The organism is Cohnella zeiphila (assembly GCF_014212055.1).
Taxonomy (GTDB): domain Bacteria; phylum Bacillota; class Bacilli; order Paenibacillales; family Paenibacillaceae; genus Cohnella; species Cohnella zeiphila.
In genome coordinates, this window is the sequence record NZ_JACJVO010000003.1 from 41,814 (window position 1) to 61,327 (window position 19,514).

A 19,514-nucleotide genomic window follows, 5' to 3' on the forward strand; every position below is an offset into this window, starting at 1 on the left:
GTCATCTTCTATATTCCGCCCCGTTTCGTCCCTCGGCGGCTCGCAGCATAATGGATACATGAGGGGGGAGGAATCCGAGTGTACCGCAAGCTGCGAGCCCAATACCAACTGCTGATCATGTCCATTCCATTCATGGCCGTTCTCGTCCTGTTCAGCTACGTGCCGCTGTGGGGCTGGATCATGGCCTTCCAGAATTATTCGCTCAGCCACGGCATTACCGGCAGTCCGTTCAGCGGGTTCAACCACTTCGCGGATCTGTTCCGGGACGACCGATTTTACCTCGTGCTGCGCAACACGCTGGTCATGAGCGGCATGAGCCTCGCCACCGATTTCGTCGGCGCGATCGGATTGGCGTTGCTGCTCAACGAGGTGCGCCTGCGTTTCTTCAAGCGTACGGTGCAGACGATCACCTACATCCCGCACTTCGTCTCCTGGGTCGTCATGGCGAATATCGTGCTGGGCAGCCTGTCGCCGGACGGCGGCATCGTCAACGAAGTGCTGATGCGGCTGGGGATCGTCCACGAACCGATCATGTTCATGTCCAAAGGGTCGTGGTTCTGGGCCATTCACACGCTGGCGGGTCTATGGAAAGAGTTGGGCTGGAGCACGATCATTTATCTGGCCGTCATCGCGGGCCTCAACGCCGAAATGTACGAGGCGGCGGAGGTGGACGGAGCGGGAAGGCTCCAGAAAATGTGGCACATTTCCGTCCCCGGCCTCATGCCGACGGCCGTTCTGCTGCTGATCCTCGCGACCGGGAACCTGATCAACACCGGCTACGAATCCCAGTTCCTGCTCGGGAACGGACTGAACATCGATTACTCGCAAGTGCTCGACCTGTACGCGCTGGACTATTCCTTCAGCATCGGCGACTACTCCTACGGGGTGGCCATCAGCGTCTTCAAATCGGCGGTCAGCATCCTGCTCGTTCTCGGAGTGAACCAAGCGGCCCGAAGGCTCGGCGGCTTCAAGGCGTTTTAAAGGCTTGGTCCATTTCTGTCAGGATGGCTTAACGACACGGCGTACCGCTAACGTCTTCCCGTCTTCCACGCCGCACATTAGCCAACGGGCCTTTTCCGATGAGTAAGTCACAAAAAACCTGCAAAAATGCAGCTTTTGACTTGCGAGAGTGGCGATATGGCGATAAAACCTGCAAAAGTGCAGGTTTTGGATGGTCGAACGACCGAATTGCCAGTTTGAAGCGGGAAAAAGATGCATAATCGCAGGTTTTTGCTCCTAAAGGCCACTCATGCCCCCAAAAAACTGCACAAATGCAGGCTTTTGAGAAAACGGCTGTGTTTGAAGGCGAGGCTTGACGATAATATCACGGGCATAGAGTCCGGCGGCGATATCGTCGCCCTGCGTATGCCTTCCCACGTTTTTAGCCTTGCAGAAAGAGGTGCTGCCCGAATGAATCGCAATTACGGCGTCGGGGACTACGCGTTCCAGGTCGTCAACTACGGCTTCCTGCTCCTGTTCGGCTGCTTGACGCTGTACCCGTTCCTTAACTTGCTGGCGATTTCGCTGAACGACTCGGTCGATTCGGTGCGCGGAGGCATTTACCTGCTTCCCCGGGTGTTCACGCTGACGAATTACAAAGTCATTTTCCAAACGGACAATCTCGTATCGGCCACCTTCGTGTCGCTCGCCCGGACGCTGCTCGGCACGTTCCTGTCGGTGCTGTTCACCGCCATGCTCGCGTACACGATCAGCCGCAAGGAGTTCGTGCTGCGCAAAGCGCTGAACATGGTCCTCATCCTGAGCATGTACGTGAACGGAGGGCTCATTCCCTACTATTTGCTAATCAAAGACCTTCATCTGACCAACTCGTTCTGGGTGTACATCATTCCGGGTCTGATCGGCGCGTTCAACGTCATCATCATCCGCAGCTATTTCGAGCAGCTGCCCGAAGGGCTGGCCGAATCCGCCCGTATCGACGGAGCGAGCGACTTCCAGGTGCTGTTCCGGATCCTGCTGCCGGTCAGCATGCCGGTCATCGCCACGATCACGCTGTTCGTGTCCGTCGGCCATTGGAATTCGTGGTTCGACAACTACTTGTTCAACAGCAAACAAAGCTTGTCCACGCTCCAATACGAGCTGATGAAGATTCTGCTCAAATCGGTGCAGCAGGTGTCCACCGACGCCGCCCGCTCGGGCAAAGTCGACAAGGCGATGGTGAACGCCGTGACGCCCCAGTCGATCCGGGCCAGCATGACGATGGTCGTGACCGTGCCGATCCTGTTCGTCTATCCGTTCATGCAGCGGTATTTTATCAAGGGGATTACGGTCGGCGCCATGAAAGAGTAGACGGCGGCGAGCGAGGCAAATCCGATATCACCCGGGCCTCCGCCCGATGATATAATCAGGACATAGGGGGAAATAGGAACATGAGGAAAACGTTCATCCCGTGGTTATCCGCCTTATTCGTTCTCGCCCTGCTGCTATCGGGCTGCTCCGGCAATAGCGACGAGCCGGCGGCATCCGGCTCAGACGGAAGCGGAAGCGCTTCCGGGCCGTCAGGTTCGGCCTCGGCTTCGGGGGAAGCATCCAAGGCCGCGAACCTCGATCCGGTCAAAATCTCGATCAACAGCATCGACCCGAAGTTCTCGCCGGATAACGACGTGGCGCAGCAAATCGCCAAGGAGACGGGCGTCACGCTCGATCTTCAATACGTCGTCGGCGACCTGACCCAGAAGCTCGACCTGTGGCTGGCCGGCGGCGATTATCCGGAGATCGTCGTCATGCACCCGAAGGAAGTCGGCAAGTATATCGACGCCGGAGCGGTCATTCCGCTGGAGGATTTGATCGACCAATACGGTCCGAACATCAAGAAGGCGTTCGGCAAGTATTACAACCTGCTGAAGGCGTCGGACGGCCATATTTACGAGCTTCCCGCCCCTTATTTGACGGAGGAGACGCCGGCCGACTGGGAAGCCCCTTGGGCGGTTCAGTACGACGTGCTCAAGGAAGCGGGCTATCCGGAGATCAAGACGCTCGACCAATTGTTCGACGTTCTCAAAGCCTATTACGAGAAGCATCCCACGATCGACGGCAAGCCGACGATTCCGTGGTCCGGCGTCGGCGGGGCCGACCATCCGGACTGGGACTTGAACAATCCGGCCTTTCAGGCGGCGGGCCGGCCGGACAACTCCTGGTTCCTCATCGACGACCAGAACAACGTGACGCTGAACATCCTCTCGGATTATCAGAAGCGTTACTACCAGTTTCTCAACAAGCTCTATTTGAACGATATGCTCGACAAGGAATTTTTCACGATGAACTACGACGAAGCCGAGGCCAAAGCGGCCCAGGGCCGCACGCTCGCCGGCAGCCTTCCGGCCTGGTTCCTGAAGTACCCCGAGCAGTCGCTGCGGACGCAGGGCAAGGCGGACCGCCAATTCGCGAACATCGAGCTGCTGTTCGACGAGAATTCGCCGGATCACTCGAATACGATGACGCCGATCAACTCCAACAACAACTGGCATATCACCAAGAACGCCAAGGACCCGGCCCGCATCATCCAGTACGTCAATTTCCTGCTGTCCGACGAAGGGCAGAAGCTGATCAACTGGGGGATCGAAGGCAAGCATTACGACGTGACGAACGGCAAGCGCGTCGTCAACGCGGAGTGGAAGGCGAAGACGGAAGCCGATCCCGAATACATTTTCAAGAACGGACCTTCCGGCCCTTATTACTGGTTCACCTACGGCGACGGCGCCAAATTGTCGGACGGCGATTACGCCACCCCGAACACGAAGGACTACTGGGCGTCGACCTATGACCCCACGACGAAGGAACTGCTGGCGAAGTACGGCAAGGAGGTGTTTTCCGAGTTCATGCCGCCCGTCGAGCGGGTTCCCGCCTGGATCTGGCAGCTGGCGGAGCCGACCGAAGGCCGCGCCGAGTTCAAGAGAGTGCAGCAGGTGTTCAAGAAGGATGCGCCGAAGATCGTCTATTCCAAGACGCCCGAGGATTTCGAGAAGAATTGGAACAGCTACGTGGAGGAAGTGAAAAAAGCGGGATCGGCCAAGGTCGAAGCCGCGTACGACAAGCTGTGGAAGGGATATATCGCGCAATACGATCAGACGATGGGCCTTCAATAACCGCGTGCCTCGCCCTCTTAAGTGAGGCGCGGGGCCGCTTTACGCTTCGACGCCGGGGGAGAGAGTCGCCGTGAGCATCCGCACGAGATGGTTTATCGCGAATTTGCTGGCCGTTCTGTTTCTGCTGGGCACTTTGACGTTTACGATGACGATTTACAGCAGGGATTCGATCTATCAGAAAATCCGGGAGAACTCGCGGTACTCCGTCTCGCAGCTCGCGCTGAACGTCGACCACCTCATGCAGTCCTATGAGCAGATCATGGACTTCCTGTACACGAACAACAACCTGCAGGAGCGGCTGCTGGCGCAATACGATTCCTTTCCCGAGGCGGAACAGATGTACTTCGAGACGGTCGACCCGTTGCTACAGTCCGTCAGAGGCTCGCAGCAGATCTCGAACCTGATTTTCTATACGGAAAATCCGCTGTTCGAGTTCGCCGGTTTTTTCCCGATCGACGACGAGGTACGGAGCTCCGACTGGTACGTTGCCTTTCGCTCGAATCCGGCCATGGCCAAGATCTGGTGGCCGCCTCTGAAGGACACGTTCCGGAACGAGGGGTTCCTTCGCCTGACGCAGCGGCTCAACAACCTCAATCCGGACGCGGAGCTGTACGTCACGATGGACCTGAACGCCCGGCTGTTCGACAACCTGATCGCGAACGAGAACAAGCGGCACCGCTACATCGTCGCGCTGCCTTCCGGGGGCGTGCTTCTGGACAGCCAGCAGTCCGATATTTTCGGCCGGAACCTGCGGGATTACGGCTTCTACGGCAAGCTGGGCGACGCGGATTCCGGCAGCGTGAAAGTAACGGACGAGACGGGCTCCTATCTGCTCATCTACCAGACGCTCGGCGGACGGAGCAGCGTTCGCGGGACCAAGGTCATCTCGCTTATTCCCGAGGAAGAATTGCTCACGAACGCGAACGAAATCCGGCGCATCGCGCTGCTGCTGTTCGGAGCGGCGGTCGTGCTGTCGATCGCGATCGTCTACTTTCTGTCGCGAGGCATGACGAAGCGGCTGATGAAGCTGGCGAGCGGCATGAGGAGCATCAACACCGAGCAGCTGCGTCCGATCGCGAACATCAAGGGCAACGACGAGATCAGCGCGCTCGGCCGGATTTTCAACGGACTGATCGACCGCATCGACCGGCTGATCCGGGACGTCTACCAATCGGAGATCAACCGGAGGGAGCTGGAGCTGCGCACCAAGGAGTCGGAGCTGTACGCCCTGCAGACGCAGATCAACCCGCATTACCTGTTCAACACGCTGACGGCCATCCGCGGCAGCCTGTTGGAGAACGGCGACAAGGAAAACGCGGAAATGATCAAGCTGCTCGCCATGTCGTTCCGCCGGGTGCTCGGCAAAAGCGGCCAAACGATCCGGCTCCAGGAGGAACTGGAGACGGTGGACATGTATTTGCGGATTCAGCGCTTCCGCTTCGGCGACCGGCTGCTCTACGATATTCGGGTTCCGGAAGATTTCCACCGTTGCGCGGTGCCCCGGCTCGCGCTGCAGACGCTCGTCGAGAATGCGATCGTCCATGCGCTGGAACGGAACGAGAAGCCGACGACGATCGAGATTCGGGCCGAGTCGGCCGATTCCGATACGATTCGGATCGATGTGGAGGACAACGGCCCCGGCATGGCGAAGGAGGCGCTGGCCGAGATCCGGCGCGGGCTGGACGAAGCGGCTCCGTCGGGGGAGAAGCATATCGGGCTGCGCAACATTCATCAGCGGCTGCGGCATTCGTTCGGACCGCCGTTCGGGCTGGAGCTCGCCAGCGAAGAGGGAGCCGGTACGCGGGTCTCGATGCTGCTGCCTTCCGCCGGGAAGGCGACCGACGCCGAAGGAGGTGGAACGCTTGGATAAGGTGCTGATCGTCGATGACGAGCCGGGCGCGCTGAAGGCGCTCAAATACTTGCTGGATTGGGAGTCGTACGGGTTCGAGGTGGCGGGGGAAGCGGCGAACGGACGCGAAGCGCTCGATCGGCTGGCCGAAGACGAGTTCTCGCTGATCGTCACGGACATTCGGATGCCGGGAATCGACGGCTTGGAGCTGATCCGCCGCGTCCGCGAGCTTTCGGGCATTCCGATTCTCGTCATGAGCGGCTTCGAGGAGTTCGAATACGTCAAAGCGTGTCTCAAGTTCGGTATCAAGGATTATTTGCTCAAGCCGGTCGCCGAGGAGGATTTGGGCCGGCTTCTGCAGGACGTGCGTGAAGATTTGAACCGGGTGCGCAAGCTGAACCGGCAGCTGTACCACGGAATGAAGGCGATGCGGGATCAAGTGCTGCGCCAATGGGCGAGCGGGGCGATGCGGACGCAGGACGCGGAGGAACGGTTCCGGCTGACGGAGCTGCCGCTCGATCCGTCGCGCCACGCCGCCTGCTGCCTGCTCGTCGAGATGGACTTCATGGACGAGACCGACGTTTTCCTGACGGACGGCACGATTCAGGTGCTGCGTTTCGCGGTGCGCAATATTATGGAAGAAATCGTCGGCGACGGCGGCTGCGTGTTCGAGCTGACGGATCAGCGGTTCGGCATCCTGCTCTATGAAGAGAGAGACCGCCTGACGGCGGAAGACGTGCTCTCTGTCGCGGACGGGGTGCAGGTTCATGTGACGCGATACGCGAAAGTATCGGTCACGATTGGCATCGGCGATATCGTATGGCCCGCCTCTTCGATCCCCAGATCATTCGCCGTCGCGGAGAAAATGCTGGACCGGAAGTTTTTTGCCGGCGGGAACGCGGTGATCTGGAAAGCCACGTTCGATGAAGAGACGCCGGGCGAAGGGACGCGCGAGCTTCAGCCGCTGCTGGATGCGGTTGCCTGCGCGGACGAGAAGCAGGTTCATCTGCTGCTCAAGCGGCAGATGGAGCGTTTCGCGGCGGGAGGCGCCAGGCCGGCCCAAGTCCGATCTTATATGCTGGAGCTGTTCGTGAACTTGTTCCACCTGCTGATGAAGGAAGGCGTTCGGGCGGAAAGCTTGTTCCGGGATGGCGGGGGCAGCCTGGCCGCGCTCGAAGCAAAAACGATCTCTCAACTGTTCGCTTATGCGCAGACGAAGTGCACGGAAGCGATCGCGCTAAGGGCGGCGTCGCAATCGCCTCAGCCGGTGACGACGGTGGAAGCGATCAAGCGGATCGTGGACGCGGAGTACGGCTCCGGCACGATCAGCCTCAAAGCGATCTCCGAGCAAATTTACATGAACCCGGCTTATCTGGGGCAGCTGTTCAAGTCGGCCGAAGGCATGTCCTTCAACGATTATCTGCTCCGCGTGCGGATGGAGAAAGCGAAGGAGCTGCTGCGAAAGACGGACAAGAAAGTGCTCGAGGTGGCCATGGACGTCGGGTATCGCGAGCTCAACTGGTTCTACAAGAAGTTCAAGGAGTATACCGGCGTCAGCACGAGCGAGTTCCGCGCGGTCAAATAGCGTTGACGGGCGGCCTATTTCGTTGATTCGGGCACTGGCGGAATGCGGTAGGGTCTTGAGAAGATAGGATGGGGAAGCGCCGGATTGCCGGAGGTTCGCGACAGGATGAGGAAGCGCAAGTTTTCCGGGATGTTACGGACCGAATTCGAGATTCGTCGGCGCGGTACCCGCTGCCGGCCGGATTCGATCTAGTAAGGACGGAACGTAAAGAATGTCAGGCAGGAGGTGCCGAGTTGAAGAACGAAGCTACGTTCGATTTGGCGGATGCCCGCCTTTACACGCCCGGGGCGGTGTTGGAGCGGGGAGTGCTGCAAGTTCGCGGAGGGCGCATTGCGGCGGCGGTGCCGCTTCAGGAATGGGAGAGAAACCGCGACGAGTCGGTGCCCGTTCACGATGCGGCGGGGGCGAACGCGATTCCCGGTTTCGTGGACGTGCATGTGCATGGAGGCGGCGGGTACGACTTCATGACCGGGAATAACGGGAGCTTGGAAGAGATCTGCCTGTTTCACGCTTCGAAGGGAACGACCGCCTTGCTGGCGACGACCGTCACCGCGGAGCATGAGGAGCTGAAGGTGGCGGTGCGCATGATCGTCCGGGCGATGAAGCGCGGCAATCGCGGGACGGAAGTCGCCGGGATTCACCTCGAAGGGCCGTATCTCAATCCGATTCGCGCCGGCGCCCAGAATCCGGCTCATATTCGGCTGGCCGACCCGGACGAGATCCGGGACTATTGGGTGCTGTCGGAGGGCACCGTTCGGCTGGTTACGCTGGCGCCGGAACGGGAAGGCGGCATGGAGGCGCTGCGCTTTTTCCGGGAGCGGGGAGTAACCGTGTCGATCGGGCATTCCGACGCGACGCTGGAGGAGACCCGCGCAGCCGTGTCCGCGGGAGCTTCCCACATCACCCACCTGTTCAACGGCATGCGGCCGTTTCATCACCGCGAGCCGGGTTTAGCGGGGGCCGCGCTCATGCTGCCCGAGCTGGCGGTGGAGATGATCTGCGACGGCATTCATATTCATCCCGACGCCGTTCGTTACGTATGGGGGACGAAGCGGCGGGACCGCATCGTTCTGATAACCGATTGCATGGGGCCTGCGGGCAAGCCGGACGGCCATTATTCGTTTGACGGCATGGCGGCGGCGATGCGCGGCGGCGTCCTGCACCTGGTGAACGAGGACGGAACGGAAGGCAGCTTGGCCGGCAGCACGCTGACGATGGATCGGTCGCTTCGCAACGTAATGAGCTGGACGGGAGCCAGCCTGGAGGAAGTGCTTCCCGCGCTGACGATCCATCCCGCCCGGCAAGCGGGGCTTGCGGACCGCAAAGGCTCGCTGGAGCCCGGCAAGGACGCGGATTTCGTCCTGCTGGACGACAGCTGCAAGGTTCAGCAGACATGGGTAAGAGGCATACGGGCGTAAGATGGCCTGCGGGGCGGCGGGAGTTGCCGAGGCGGAACGTCGCTCTGGTCGGAACGGTCTTCATAAAGAGGAGGAATCGCATTGACGCAAGTCGTGTTCTTGTTCGATACGGAGGATTACACGGCGCCTTTCTCCGATGACGCCATCCTGCGGCTGGCCGAACTGCTTCGCAGTGAAGGCATCCGCGGCAGCTTCAACATCGTCGGCGAGCTGGCACGCGTGCTCGAGGAGCGGGGGCGGACGGACATCGTCGCCGCTCTGAAGCATCACGAGGTCAATTATCATACGTACCGCCATTCCTGGCACCCGACCATCGCCGAGTACGGAGACGACGAGTCGTGGGAGCGTCCTTACGAGAGATTCCTGGCCGAGGAAAAGGAAGGCTCGGCGATCGTGCGCCGCGTGTTCGGCGTGGGCGAGCTGCCGGCCTACGTGCCGCCCGGCAATAACATTAGCGCGCAATCGCTTTTTGCGGCCGCGAAGCTGGGAATGTCCGTCGTCGGCGGTTCACTTTTCAAAGAGACCGGCGGGAAAGCGGTCTGGTTCTGCAACGGGCTTCAGCTCGAATGCAACGAGTACCTGGACGATCTGCTGCTGAGGGACGGCATCGAAGAGGCGAAGCGCCGCCTTCCGCTCTGGAAGTCCTGGGACCGTCTCGTGATGTGCTGCCATCCGAATCTGGTTCATTACGAGAAGTTCTGGGACGCGGTGAACATGAAGGGCGGCAACCTGGTCCCGTGGGGGGAATGGAAGTTCGCGGATCGGCGGACGGATGAGGCGATCGAGCGCTTTTTCGCGGATTTGACGGAATTGCTCCGGCTGCTGAAGACCGACGGCGGATTCGAGTTCACGGTCTGCCGCGACATCTTGCTGCAGCATGGAGGAACGGCGGAGCGCGCCCTTGACCGCGAGTCGCTGGTTGGAATGCTCGGTAGGCTGGGGGATCGCTTTTTCTACGGCGAGAGCGAAGGTGTCAGCTATTCGCTGGCCGATCTGTTCAAGGCCGCCGTCCACTACCTGTGCGAAAGGGAGGACGTTTATCGCACGGAAAGCCTGATCGGGCCGATTCACGAGCCGCAGGGCATCTCGGGCAAGCTGACGATCGACGCCGACACGCTGCGCCGTACGGCGGCGGAGCTGGCGGACGAGGATACGATCCCGCACCGCATTCCGCTAGGCGTATCCATGGGCGCTGACGGTGCAAGCGTTGCCGGCGAAGACGTTGCCGGTGCAAGCGGCGCAGGTAAAGGCGTTGCCGGGGTCGAGCCGCTGTTCATCGGCCCCGGCGATTTCCTCAGGGCGGCGGCGCAGGTCCTGTCCGGTGCTGCGGTCGCGGTCGTCGAACCGGGGCCGCAGTTGCCCGACACGTCGGACTTTTATTGCTTCGACGATTTTCGCTTGGCCGGAACGTGGATCTATTCGGACGATTTCAAAGATGAATGGGTGACGCGCAGGCTGAGGTGGCAATCCTGGACGATCCGGAGCGCATAGACGCAGGTGAATATCGGCGCAAAAGCGGTATCGGCCCCGCAACCGAACAGCCGTTCAGCCGTGTGAGACGTCCCGATAACCGAATTCTCGGTTATCTCAGCTCGTTCGACTGGTTGAGACGGCTCGATAACCGAATTTCTCGGTTATCTCCGCCAGTTCGACCGGTTGTGACGTCCCGATAACCGAATTTCTCGGCTATCTCAGCTCGTTCGACCGGTTGAGACGGCCCGATAACCGATTTAATCGGTTATCTCAGCTCGTTCGGCCGGTTGAGACGGCTCGGTAACCGAATTTCTCGGTTATCTCCGCCAGTTCGACTGGCAGAGGCGACCGGATTCACCGGACTTTAAAGGAGGAGAACCTATGCGATTCAAAGACGTGTTCTCCATGATCGGCCAGTTCAAGCGGACTCGCACGGGGATCGGCCGCTAGCTAGCTTGCGGGAGCGGGTCATCGGAAAGGAAGTGGGGAGCAGGATAGGTGTGTATATGCCGAGCGGGTCGGCGAAGCTGGAAGGGGCAGGACCGGATTGAGTATGCCGAACGGGTCGGCGGAACGGGAGTGGGGGCCGGGCAACCAAACTGCAAGCTCGCCGCGTGAATCGGGGGGGGTTGAACCGGCCGCATGCCCGCCGGGCGGACTTGCGGGGGAGTGGAGCATAGGCCCTAAGCACGGAACGCCGTTACAACAACCGCGTTCCCGCGTCGGAGAACGCCTTGCGCGTGGCCGGATCCAGTCCGGAATCCGTCAGAAGCGCGGTTACGGCGGAGAGGCCGCTGATGAGGAACACCGAGTCGCGGTTCCACTTCGAGCGGTCCGCCACGACATACGTCTCGAACGAGTGGCGCATCATGACCCGGTTCGTATGCGCCTCCAGCTCGTCGAACGTGGTGATGCCCCGCGCGAGCGACACTCCGTCCGCTCCCACGAACGTTTTCTGAATCGTCAGCTCGCCCAGCGTCGCATCGGCCAGAGGGCCGGACAACTCGAAGCTCTGCGTCCGGATGACGCCGCCGGTGACGATGAGCTGAATTCCCGGCTTGCCTGCCAGCTCGAACGCGATATTGATCGCGTTGGTCACCACCGTCACCCGCTCGAACGGCCGCTGCTGAAGCGCCCGGGCGATCGCCATCGTCGTCGAGCCGCCCGTCAGCCCGATGACGTCTCCGTCGCGAATCAACGACAGCGCCTTGTCGGCCAGCTCTCTTTTTTCCTCCGGATTCAGGTCCATCTTGCTGTAAAAAGGAATTTCCGTCCTCACCGTCTCCAGAATGGCGCCGCCGAACGTCCGAATCAGCTTCTTCTCCTGCTCGAGCGTCTCCAGGTCGCGCCGGGCGGTCGCCTCGGATACGCCGAACTCCTCCATGATTCCGCTGACCGTCACGGCGCCGTTCTCGCGCAAGGTTTTTATGATCGCTTCGCGTCTTGAATCGGTTTTTCCGATGGCCGTTCATCCTCTCGTCTCGATATTTCGATTGTAACACAAAGAGAATCAATCGGTGATCCGATAGACGCGGGCGATCTCGGCGAAGGCGCGAACCTGCGCGGGATCGACTCTCCCGGCCGACGGCTGCAGCGCGTTGGAGGCGCCGCAGGCCGTGGCCAGCTTGAATAGATCGGCCTGCGGCAGGCCGCGGTGAAGCCCGACCGCAATGCCGGCCAGGAACGCGTCGCCGCAACCGACGGGGTTGACCGCCTGCATGGGAATCGCCTCGACGCGGTAGATGCCGTCGGCCATCCCGACGAGGGCGCCTTTGTCTCCCAGCGAGACGGCGACGCAGCGGATGCCTCCGCTGAGAAGTGCTGCGATGGCATCCGCGAGTCCATCCATGTGTCCGGCCCAGGCGGAAGAGCCCGTCAATTGGGCGACCTCTTCTTCATTCGGCTTGATCAAGTAGGGAGAAGCGGCCGCGCCATATTCGAGGGCGGGACCGCTTGTATCCAGGAGGACGGGCACATCAAACGGCTTCAGCCTCTCGATGATGTCCCGGTATATGTCCGTCTGCGCTCCCGCCGGGAGGCTGCCGGAGAGGACGATGACGGATGAAGCATCTGCCAACTCCTCCAGCATGCGCATCAGCCGGTCGTAATGCTCCGCCTCCGTCGCCAAGCCGGGCTCCAGCAGCTCCACCGACTCCCCGGAATCGGAGACGATGTTCAGGCAGACGCGGGACTCGCCTTCGGCATGGACGAACCGGTGGCAAATCCCCTGCTTCGCCAGCTCCTTCTCGATAAAATCGCCCGTGCTCCCGCCGACGATACCGGTTGCCGTCACTTCCTCGCCGAGCAGATGGGCGACGCTCGCGACGTTGATGCCTTTGCCGCCCGGCTGGGCGATCATGCGGGCGACCCGGTTCGCCTTGCCGGGGGTCAGCGCGGGAACGAAATATGTCTTGTCGATGGCGGCGTTCAGCGTCACGGTCGTGATCCGCTTGCCCGTCCTCCGCGCGTCCGTCATGCCAGATCCCCGGCTTTGCCCGCCGAACCGCACAGCCGGATTTTGGCCGCGGCCGCTTCGCGCAGCGCGTTTTTGGCACGGGTCATGTAGCTGCGCGGGTCGTTCTCGTCCGGGTTGCCGGCGAATACCGCTTTGATCGCGTCCGTGAAGACGATGCGCAGCTCGGTCGCCACGTTCATCTTCGCCATGCCGAGCGCGACGCATCGGCGGACCTGATCATCGGGGATGCCGGAGCCGCCGTGCAGCACGAGCGGTTCCGCCACCTTCGAGGCGATGCGGCCGATCCGGTCGAAATCGATATTCGGATCGCCCTTGTAGATGCCGTGCGCGGTGCCGATGGCCGGAGCCAGCGTCGGAACGCCCGTCAGCTCCACGAAGCGCGCGCATTCGTCGGGGTCCGCGAGCAGCGCGTCCCGCTCCTCGACGACGATGTCGTCCTCGACGCCGCCCACCCGTCCGAGCTCGGCCTCGACGTTCACGCCGGCGGCCCGCGCCACTTCGACCACCTTGGCGGTCTGCCGGACATTCTCCTCGAAGGGAGAATGGGACGCGTCGATCATTACCGAAGTATATCCTGCGCGGATGCAGCGGACGATGAGCTCGAAGTCCGTGCAGTGATCCAGGTGAAGCGCGATCGGGATCTGGCTGCGGTTCGCGGCTACGGTCGCCGCGGCGGCAAGGTAGTCCGGTCCGAGATGCTTGACCGTGCCGACCGTCGACTGGATGATGAGCGGCGAGCGCAATTCGTTCGCCGCTTCGACGACGGCTTGCAGCATTTCCAGCGTGTGGACGTTAAAAGCGGCCACGGCGTAACCGCCCGCCCGTGCAGCCTGAAGCATGGAAGCGGATGAGACCAAAGGCATAGGAATCCTCCTCGGGGGACGCGGTTATTGGATTCTGACGACTTGCGTCAGATTGCGGGGCTCGTCGGGATTGACGTTCTTCTTCATCGCCGTATAGTAGCCGATGAACTGCAGCAGCGGCAGCGCCAGCACGGCGCGGGCGTCGTCGCTCAGCTCCGTGCCTCCTGTCGCGAACGTGTAGTCTGCGAACGCCGTATCGGCGCCGGTTCCGGCCGTGACGACGAGCACTTTGGCGCCGTAGCCCTTCATTTCTTCCGCGACTTTCAACTCATAAGAGCGGGCTTGCTCGGAGAGGATCAAGACGACGAGGGAGCCGGGTTCGATAATCGACTTCGGCCCGTGCCGGAACTCCAGCGTGCCGAAGCTTTCCGTCCAGACGTTGGCCATTTCTTTGATTTTGAGGCATGCTTCCTGGGCAATGCCGGTGAACGGGCCCATCCCGAGATAAATGTAATTGCGGAACAAGTCATGACCGTTCACGATTCGCTTGGCGAGCGTGTCCGCGGCGGGCACGAGGGACGCTCCCGAGGCCAACGCCGCATCCATCTGCGCTACCCAGGCGGGCGAACCGGAGGCGGCCGCGATCGCGGCCTGCATGAGGAACGTCATGCTGCTGAACGATTTCGTCATCACCGTGCTCCGCTCCGCGCCCAGCGGAGACACGAGGCTCGGCGCCAGCCGCGCCAGCGAGCTGTCCGGATAGCAGGTAATGCCGCAGACGGTCCAATCCGGCAAGTCCAGAACCGACCGGACGGCCAGGACGACCTCGGACGATTCGCCGGACCGGGACACGCCGACCAGCAGTTTCGGTCCCGGCGAGGAGGCGTGCTCCCGGAACAGCAAAATCTCGGAAGAAGGAAGCGCATATGCGCTCCGGCCCAGCCATTTGCGGCAGGTAGCCGCCATAACTTGCGCTTGATAATAGGAAGAACCGGAGCCGATAAAAAAGATTTCGCGAAAGATTTCATTTTCCAAATAAGCGCGAACCCAGTCCCGCTGGCGCTCCAGCTGCTGCCGGGCGCCGGCCAGAGCCTCGTGCTGCTCCCGGATTTCCGGGTACGTCAGCGTGCCGTTCACCGTCATTTCCTCACACCTCTCGATTCGATTTGCCTTTTACTATAGCGCAGGTTTTTGATTTAAACAATCATTAATATGAATGAAACGGTCAAAATTTTGTTGCAATAGGATCGGACGATTTTTCCGTAGATTCGCTCTATAGCGGGGCAAAAGCAGCGTTTAACATGGGGGAAAGAAACGTTCTGCGGCTCGGGTCGAGCAAGGCGTCGGCGGGGGGAGAAGGGCTATGGGGAGCTATGCGTTCGGCTTCGACATCGGGGGGACGAATACGGAATGCGGTCTGGTCCGGGCGGACGGAACGGTGGTCTGGCGCAGCCGCGTCTCCACGGAGCCGCGTAAAGGGAACGAGCATGTCATGGCCCTGATCGCCGGGCAAGTCCGCCGATGTTTGCACGAAACGGGCATTCCGGCGACGGAAGTGTGCGGCAGCGGAATCGGTATGCCCGGACTGATCGAACCGCGAGCCGGCATCTCCATCCATTCCACTAATCTGTTTTTCCGCAACTACCCGGTAGCCGCGAGAATCCGGGAATTAACCGGGCTGCCGGCTTATGTCGAGAATGACGTACGGCTTTACGTCTATGGTGAGACGCGCTACGGCGCGGGAAGAAAATATCGGCACGTGCTAGGCCTGACGCTCGGCACCGGGCTGGCGGCGGCGCTGATCAACGACGGCCGCATCTACTTGGGGGACGGATTCCCCGGGGAGATCGGCCATATCCCCGTCGAAGGAATTCCTTATTCTTGCGGATGCGGGCTTCGCGGCTGCCTGGAGACGGCCGTGTCGGCGACCGGGATGGTTCGCCAGGCGATCGACGCCTTGCGGAGCGGAAGCTATAAGGACAGCGTTCTTCACGCTTGGGACTCCGATCTGTCGAAGCTGACGGCCAAAGACCTCTCGGATGCCTACGATCAGGGGGATGCGCTGGCCGCTGCGATCATGGACAGGACGGGAAGGCTGCTCGGGCGGACGTTGTCGTATCTGGTGCCGATGGTGAGCCCGGATTTAGTTCTGGCGGGAGGCGGAGCGGCAAAAGCGGGAGAACGGCTGCTCGGTCCGGCCCGCGAGGAGCTGTACGCGAACATCATGCCGGTGTACAGGGAAAGGGTTGTTTTCGCTATGGGGGAGTTGGGGGACGAAGCCGGCGTCCTCGGCTGCGCCACGTTGGCGTTCGATCGGACCTATGGGGCGCGGGTCGACAGTTCGGCCTGAGGAGATGTTCCGGAGGGAAACACACGCATAGGAAAAAGAAGCCGGCGAAATTCCCGTCATGAGACAGGTTTCGCCGGCTTCCGGTGTTTGGCAGGCCCGCTAATGCGCTTCTTGGCGAGCGCGCGGCGCAGCGGTATCGCCGCTCTCGGCTTTGAGCTGGGCGATTAGCTTGTCGCCTTCGACGTCCAGGTTCGGCAGGATGCGGTCCAGCCGCTTCGGCAGCCGCCACGCCCCGTTGCCGAAGATCGCCATGACGGCCGGAACGAGCGTCATCCGGATGAGGAAAGCGTCGATCAGGATGCCGACGGCGAGCGCGAAGCCGATCTGCTTGATCATGATGTCGTCGCCGAAGATGAAGCCGGCGAAGACGGACACCATGATGACGGCGGCGGCCACGACGACGCGGCTGGCCTGCTTGTATCCGTGTACGATGCTCTCCGTTCCGCGGTGCCCATGGACGTAAGACTCGCGCATCGAGCTGACCAGGAATACCTGATAGTCCATCGCCAGTCCGTAAAGGATGCCGGTGACGATGATCGGCATGAAGCTGAGCAGCGGCCCGCCGGTGTCGAAGCCGAAGACGGAATGGAGCCATCCCCATTGGAACACAGCCGTGGTGATCCCGAACGTGGCGAGGATGCTGAGCAGGAAGCCGACCGTCGCTTTGATCGGAACGATGATCGACCGGAACACGAGCAGAAGAATGATCAGCGACAGAATGACGATGATGCCGACGTACAGCGGGAATACTTCCGACAGCTTGGCCGACATATCGATGTTGACCGCGGTAATCCCGGTAACACCGAGGGTGACATGGTAATTCCGGGCGATGTCCGAATCGGGAGCGCGAAGGTCCTTGACCAGCTGCTTGGTCGCGGCGTCGTCCGGTCCCGTCCGCGGGACGAGGCTGATCAGTGCCATGTTGCCGGTCTTATTCAGACCCAGCGGCGAAACGGCCGCTACGTTGTTCTGCTTCTGAAGATCCTGAACGAGGCCGCCCAGCGTCTCGGAGGAGACCTTGCCGGAAGCGTCCTGCGGCTGGGCGACCAGAATGAGCGGGTTGTTGAACCCTTCTCCGAAACCGGCCGCGATCGCGTCGTAGCTTTGCCTTCCTGGCGTATCCAGGTTCGCCGTTCCGCCGGTCGGAATGCCCATGTTCATATCCGCGATCGGGATCGCCGCCACGCCGAGAACGGCGATGATGCCGACGATCACGAGCCAGCGGACTTTCACGACCCCGCGCGCCCAACGGTCTGCGAACCCGTGATTCGTTTCGGACGCAGGGCTCCGCTTCTTCCCGCGCGCCTTGGCCGAACAGATGCGTTCGCCGGTCAAGCCGAGCAGCGCCGGAAGCAAGGTCAGAGCCACGAGCACGTTCACGAGGACGGTCGCTGCGGCGACCACCGCCATCGTGGACAAAAATCCGATCCCGATGACCAGCATGCCGCACAGGGCGATGATAACGGTGAGCCCTGCGAAAAACACCGCGCTGCCCGCCGTTCCGACCGCCCGGCTCGCCGCTTCTCTCGCGCTCAGCCCTTGATCGAGAATCATGCGGCGTTGGCGGTTGACGATGAACAGCGAGTAGTCGATCCCGACGGCCAGCCCGACCATGAGCGCCAAAGCGGGCGTAATGCTGCTCATATGAATGAAGTTTGAGACCGCGAACGCTCCGACAACCCCGATGGCGACGCCAAGTAGGGCGATGAGCAGCGGCAGGCCCGCCGCGACGACCGAGCCGAGCGTCAACAACAGAACGACCGCGGCCACGACGATCCCGATGACCTCGGTCGGGCCGACCGTATACGAGAACGGCTTGAGCGTGTCGCTCGGCAATACGGTAATGCCGGTGCCTTCACCGGCCGCCGTAACGGCTTGAACCACGGTATCCGGAACATCCTTGGGCAGCTCCATCGTCTGCATGGTGAACTGGAACTGGAACAAGGCGACGCTGCCGTCAGAGGAGAGGGTAACCCCCGGCAGCGGCTGACCGTTGACCATCAGCACGCCGGCCGCGGCCGCTTGCTCCGTCTGCTGCGTTTGTTCCGTTTGACTCGCTTGCTCTGCCTGCCCCGTCTGCTGCGCGGTTGCGCCGCTGGCATCTCCGGAGGCCGACGCGCCCGCGGCAGCGGCCAAATCGGCGGGATTGATGACGTAATCCAGCTGATAGACATCGCCTACGGCTTTGCCGATCGCCGCGAGGCGCTCCGGCGTATCCAGGCGCTCTCCTTTGGGCGCCGTGAACACCACGCTCGCTTGCCCGCCGGAAGCTTCCGGGAGCTCCTTCGCCAGCATGTCGAGCACCTTCTGCGATTCCGTGCCTTCGATTTTCATCTCCGAACTGACGTGAATTCCGTTTACCCCGAGCAGGGCCAGGACGGCCCCGAGGATCACGATCCAGCTCACGATGAAGCGCCAGGGTTTGTCGTAAGCGGTTCTTCCCACTTTATACAAGAATGTTGGCATATCGGTGCCGTTGCTCCTTTGAGTGAATTAAGGCCGATCGAGCCGCTAGAATCCGTTGCGCAGATAGCCGAATATCGTGTCCAGATAATGCTCGAACGTCGTGGCGCCGGGGTGCTCGGCCGACGGCTGGCCCGGAAGAATCACATTCAGGCTGCCGTCGAGCAGCGGAAGCACGGCTCCGTATAACGCGCCGACGAGCAGATGGATGTATTCCTCGGGATAACGTCCGCGGGACAATTCGCGCATGATCTCCTGGGCATCCGACTGCAACCCGCGAAAAAGGCTCAACACATAAGGCTCGAGCGTCGGATGCCGCTTGGAAAAGGCAACGAGCTCGCGCATTCTGCGCAGCAATTCCGCCGTCAGCTGCATCTTCATCAATTGGTGCAGAATGTCGAGCGGCGAAGCGCTCTCCGGCAGGTTGGCAATCAGCTCCTCGGCTTCGTCGATCGCCTTGAACGTGACGGCCGCCGCCGCCACCGCTTCCTCCTTGCAGGAGAAGTGATTCGCGAACGTTCTTCTGGAATAGCCGGCCCGTTGAACCACGTCCTCGACGACGAAGCCGTCCAGTCCCCGTTCCCGCGCCAGCTCGAACGCCGCTTCGGCCAGCGCGTTCGCGGTCGCCTCTCTTTTGATATCGCGCAAGCTGTGTTTGGTCATTCGTTCAGCGCCTCCTGGATTAACCTTAGCATGAAGTTGCCCAATGTGCAATTATGCGCATTAGGCAATGAATTTACGATATTGTGACAAATCGCGGTTTCGCCCGTCAGGAGAGAGGCTGCGTACTTTGGCGAACCTGCGGCAGCGTCTTGAAACGGCCGAGGCCACCGACATCCGCGTGGACGGCGGAACGACCGCCAACGTGCAGCGTCTTGCGCGGCTGAACCAACCGTAAGATCAGAATATCGTCCATCAGAACCCGCATTTCGTTCATTGGTTTCCCTCTCCGGCATGATACAGTAAAGCTATTGAAGGCGTAAAAACGTCTGCG

At 61.1% G+C, this 19,514-nt stretch carries 15 protein-coding genes; 8 read left to right on the plus strand and 7 right to left on the minus strand.

Annotation, left to right across the window (positions count from 1 at the left end; translation table 11 throughout):
- Positions 1–78: 78 nt before the first annotated feature.
- The 7 genes from H7C18_RS02775 to H7C18_RS02805 all read left to right on the plus strand — a co-directional run bounded on the left by H7C18_RS02775 (position 79) and on the right by H7C18_RS02805 (position 10,446).
- Positions 79–981 carry an ABC transporter permease gene (locus H7C18_RS02775; protein WP_337912780.1) on the plus strand — a complete coding sequence of 301 codons (903 nt, stop codon included), beginning with the start codon at positions 79–81 and terminating at the stop codon, positions 979–981.
- A 429-nt stretch (positions 982–1,410) separates the two neighbouring features.
- Positions 1,411–2,307, plus strand: a complete 897-nt coding sequence (locus H7C18_RS02780; protein WP_185127483.1) for a carbohydrate ABC transporter permease — start codon at positions 1,411–1,413, stop codon at positions 2,305–2,307.
- A gap of 80 nt (positions 2,308–2,387) precedes the next feature.
- Entirely contained in the window at positions 2,388–4,103 is a 1,716-nt protein-coding gene (locus tag H7C18_RS02785; RefSeq protein WP_185127484.1) for a type 2 periplasmic-binding domain-containing protein, read from the plus strand.
- Between the two features lie 70 nt (positions 4,104–4,173).
- Positions 4,174–5,973, plus strand: a complete 1,800-nt coding sequence (locus tag H7C18_RS34920) for a histidine kinase (RefSeq protein ID WP_185127485.1) — start codon at positions 4,174–4,176, stop codon at positions 5,971–5,973.
- Between the two features lies 1 nt (position 5,974).
- Positions 5,975–7,537 carry a response regulator gene (locus H7C18_RS02795; protein WP_337912837.1) on the plus strand — a complete coding sequence of 521 codons (1,563 nt, stop codon included), beginning with the start codon at positions 5,975–5,977 and terminating at the stop codon, positions 7,535–7,537.
- A gap of 233 nt (positions 7,538–7,770) precedes the next feature.
- Entirely contained in the window at positions 7,771–8,955 is a 1,185-nt protein-coding gene (gene nagA, locus H7C18_RS02800) for an N-acetylglucosamine-6-phosphate deacetylase (protein WP_185127487.1), read from the plus strand.
- Between the two features lie 81 nt (positions 8,956–9,036).
- Positions 9,037–10,446: a polysaccharide deacetylase family protein gene (locus H7C18_RS02805; protein WP_185127488.1), complete on the plus strand. Its 1,410-nt coding sequence runs from the start codon at positions 9,037–9,039 to the stop codon at positions 10,444–10,446.
- A gap of 682 nt (positions 10,447–11,128) precedes the next feature.
- Here H7C18_RS02805 and H7C18_RS02810 read toward each other — a convergent pair.
- Genes H7C18_RS02810 through H7C18_RS02825 form a run of 4 tightly spaced genes read right to left on the minus strand, consistent with a single transcriptional unit; the run spans position 11,129 to position 14,850 of the window.
- Positions 11,129–11,890 carry a DeoR/GlpR family DNA-binding transcription regulator gene (locus H7C18_RS02810; RefSeq protein WP_337912839.1) on the minus strand — a complete coding sequence of 254 codons (762 nt, stop codon included), beginning with the start codon at positions 11,888–11,890 and terminating at the stop codon, positions 11,129–11,131.
- Between the two features lie 48 nt (positions 11,891–11,938).
- Positions 11,939–12,904, minus strand: coding sequence for a 1-phosphofructokinase family hexose kinase (locus H7C18_RS02815; RefSeq protein WP_185127490.1), 966 nt, complete (start codon positions 12,902–12,904; stop codon positions 11,939–11,941).
- A complete protein-coding gene (locus H7C18_RS02820; protein WP_185127491.1) occupies positions 12,901–13,767 on the minus strand; it encodes a class II fructose-bisphosphate aldolase in 867 nt (288 codons plus the stop codon). Before H7C18_RS02820 ends, H7C18_RS02815 begins: the two co-directional genes overlap by 4 nt.
- A 24-nt stretch (positions 13,768–13,791) precedes the next feature.
- Positions 13,792–14,850 carry an SIS domain-containing protein gene (locus tag H7C18_RS02825; RefSeq protein WP_185127492.1) on the minus strand — a complete coding sequence of 353 codons (1,059 nt, stop codon included), beginning with the start codon at positions 14,848–14,850 and terminating at the stop codon, positions 13,792–13,794.
- A gap of 220 nt (positions 14,851–15,070) precedes the next feature.
- Here H7C18_RS02825 and H7C18_RS02830 point away from each other — a divergent pair, with 220 nt between their 5' ends.
- Complete coding sequence (locus H7C18_RS02830; protein ID WP_185127493.1) at positions 15,071–16,057, plus strand: ROK family protein; 987 nt, start codon at positions 15,071–15,073, stop codon at positions 16,055–16,057.
- 99 nt (positions 16,058–16,156) lie between these two features.
- Here the strand turns inward: H7C18_RS02830 and H7C18_RS02835 are convergent, their stop codons facing one another.
- The 3 genes from H7C18_RS02835 to H7C18_RS02845 form a co-directional block, all read right to left on the minus strand.
- On the minus strand, positions 16,157–18,523 hold the full coding sequence (locus H7C18_RS02835; RefSeq protein ID WP_185127494.1) for an MMPL family transporter: 2,367 nt from the start codon (positions 18,521–18,523) through the stop codon (positions 16,157–16,159).
- A gap of 45 nt (positions 18,524–18,568) precedes the next feature.
- On the minus strand, positions 18,569–19,183 hold the full coding sequence (locus tag H7C18_RS02840) for a TetR/AcrR family transcriptional regulator (protein WP_185127495.1): 615 nt from the start codon (positions 19,181–19,183) through the stop codon (positions 18,569–18,571).
- 106 nt (positions 19,184–19,289) lie between these two features.
- On the minus strand, positions 19,290–19,457 hold the full coding sequence (locus tag H7C18_RS02845) for a hypothetical protein (RefSeq protein ID WP_185127496.1): 168 nt from the start codon (positions 19,455–19,457) through the stop codon (positions 19,290–19,292).
- Between the last annotated feature and the right edge of the window lie 57 nt (positions 19,458–19,514).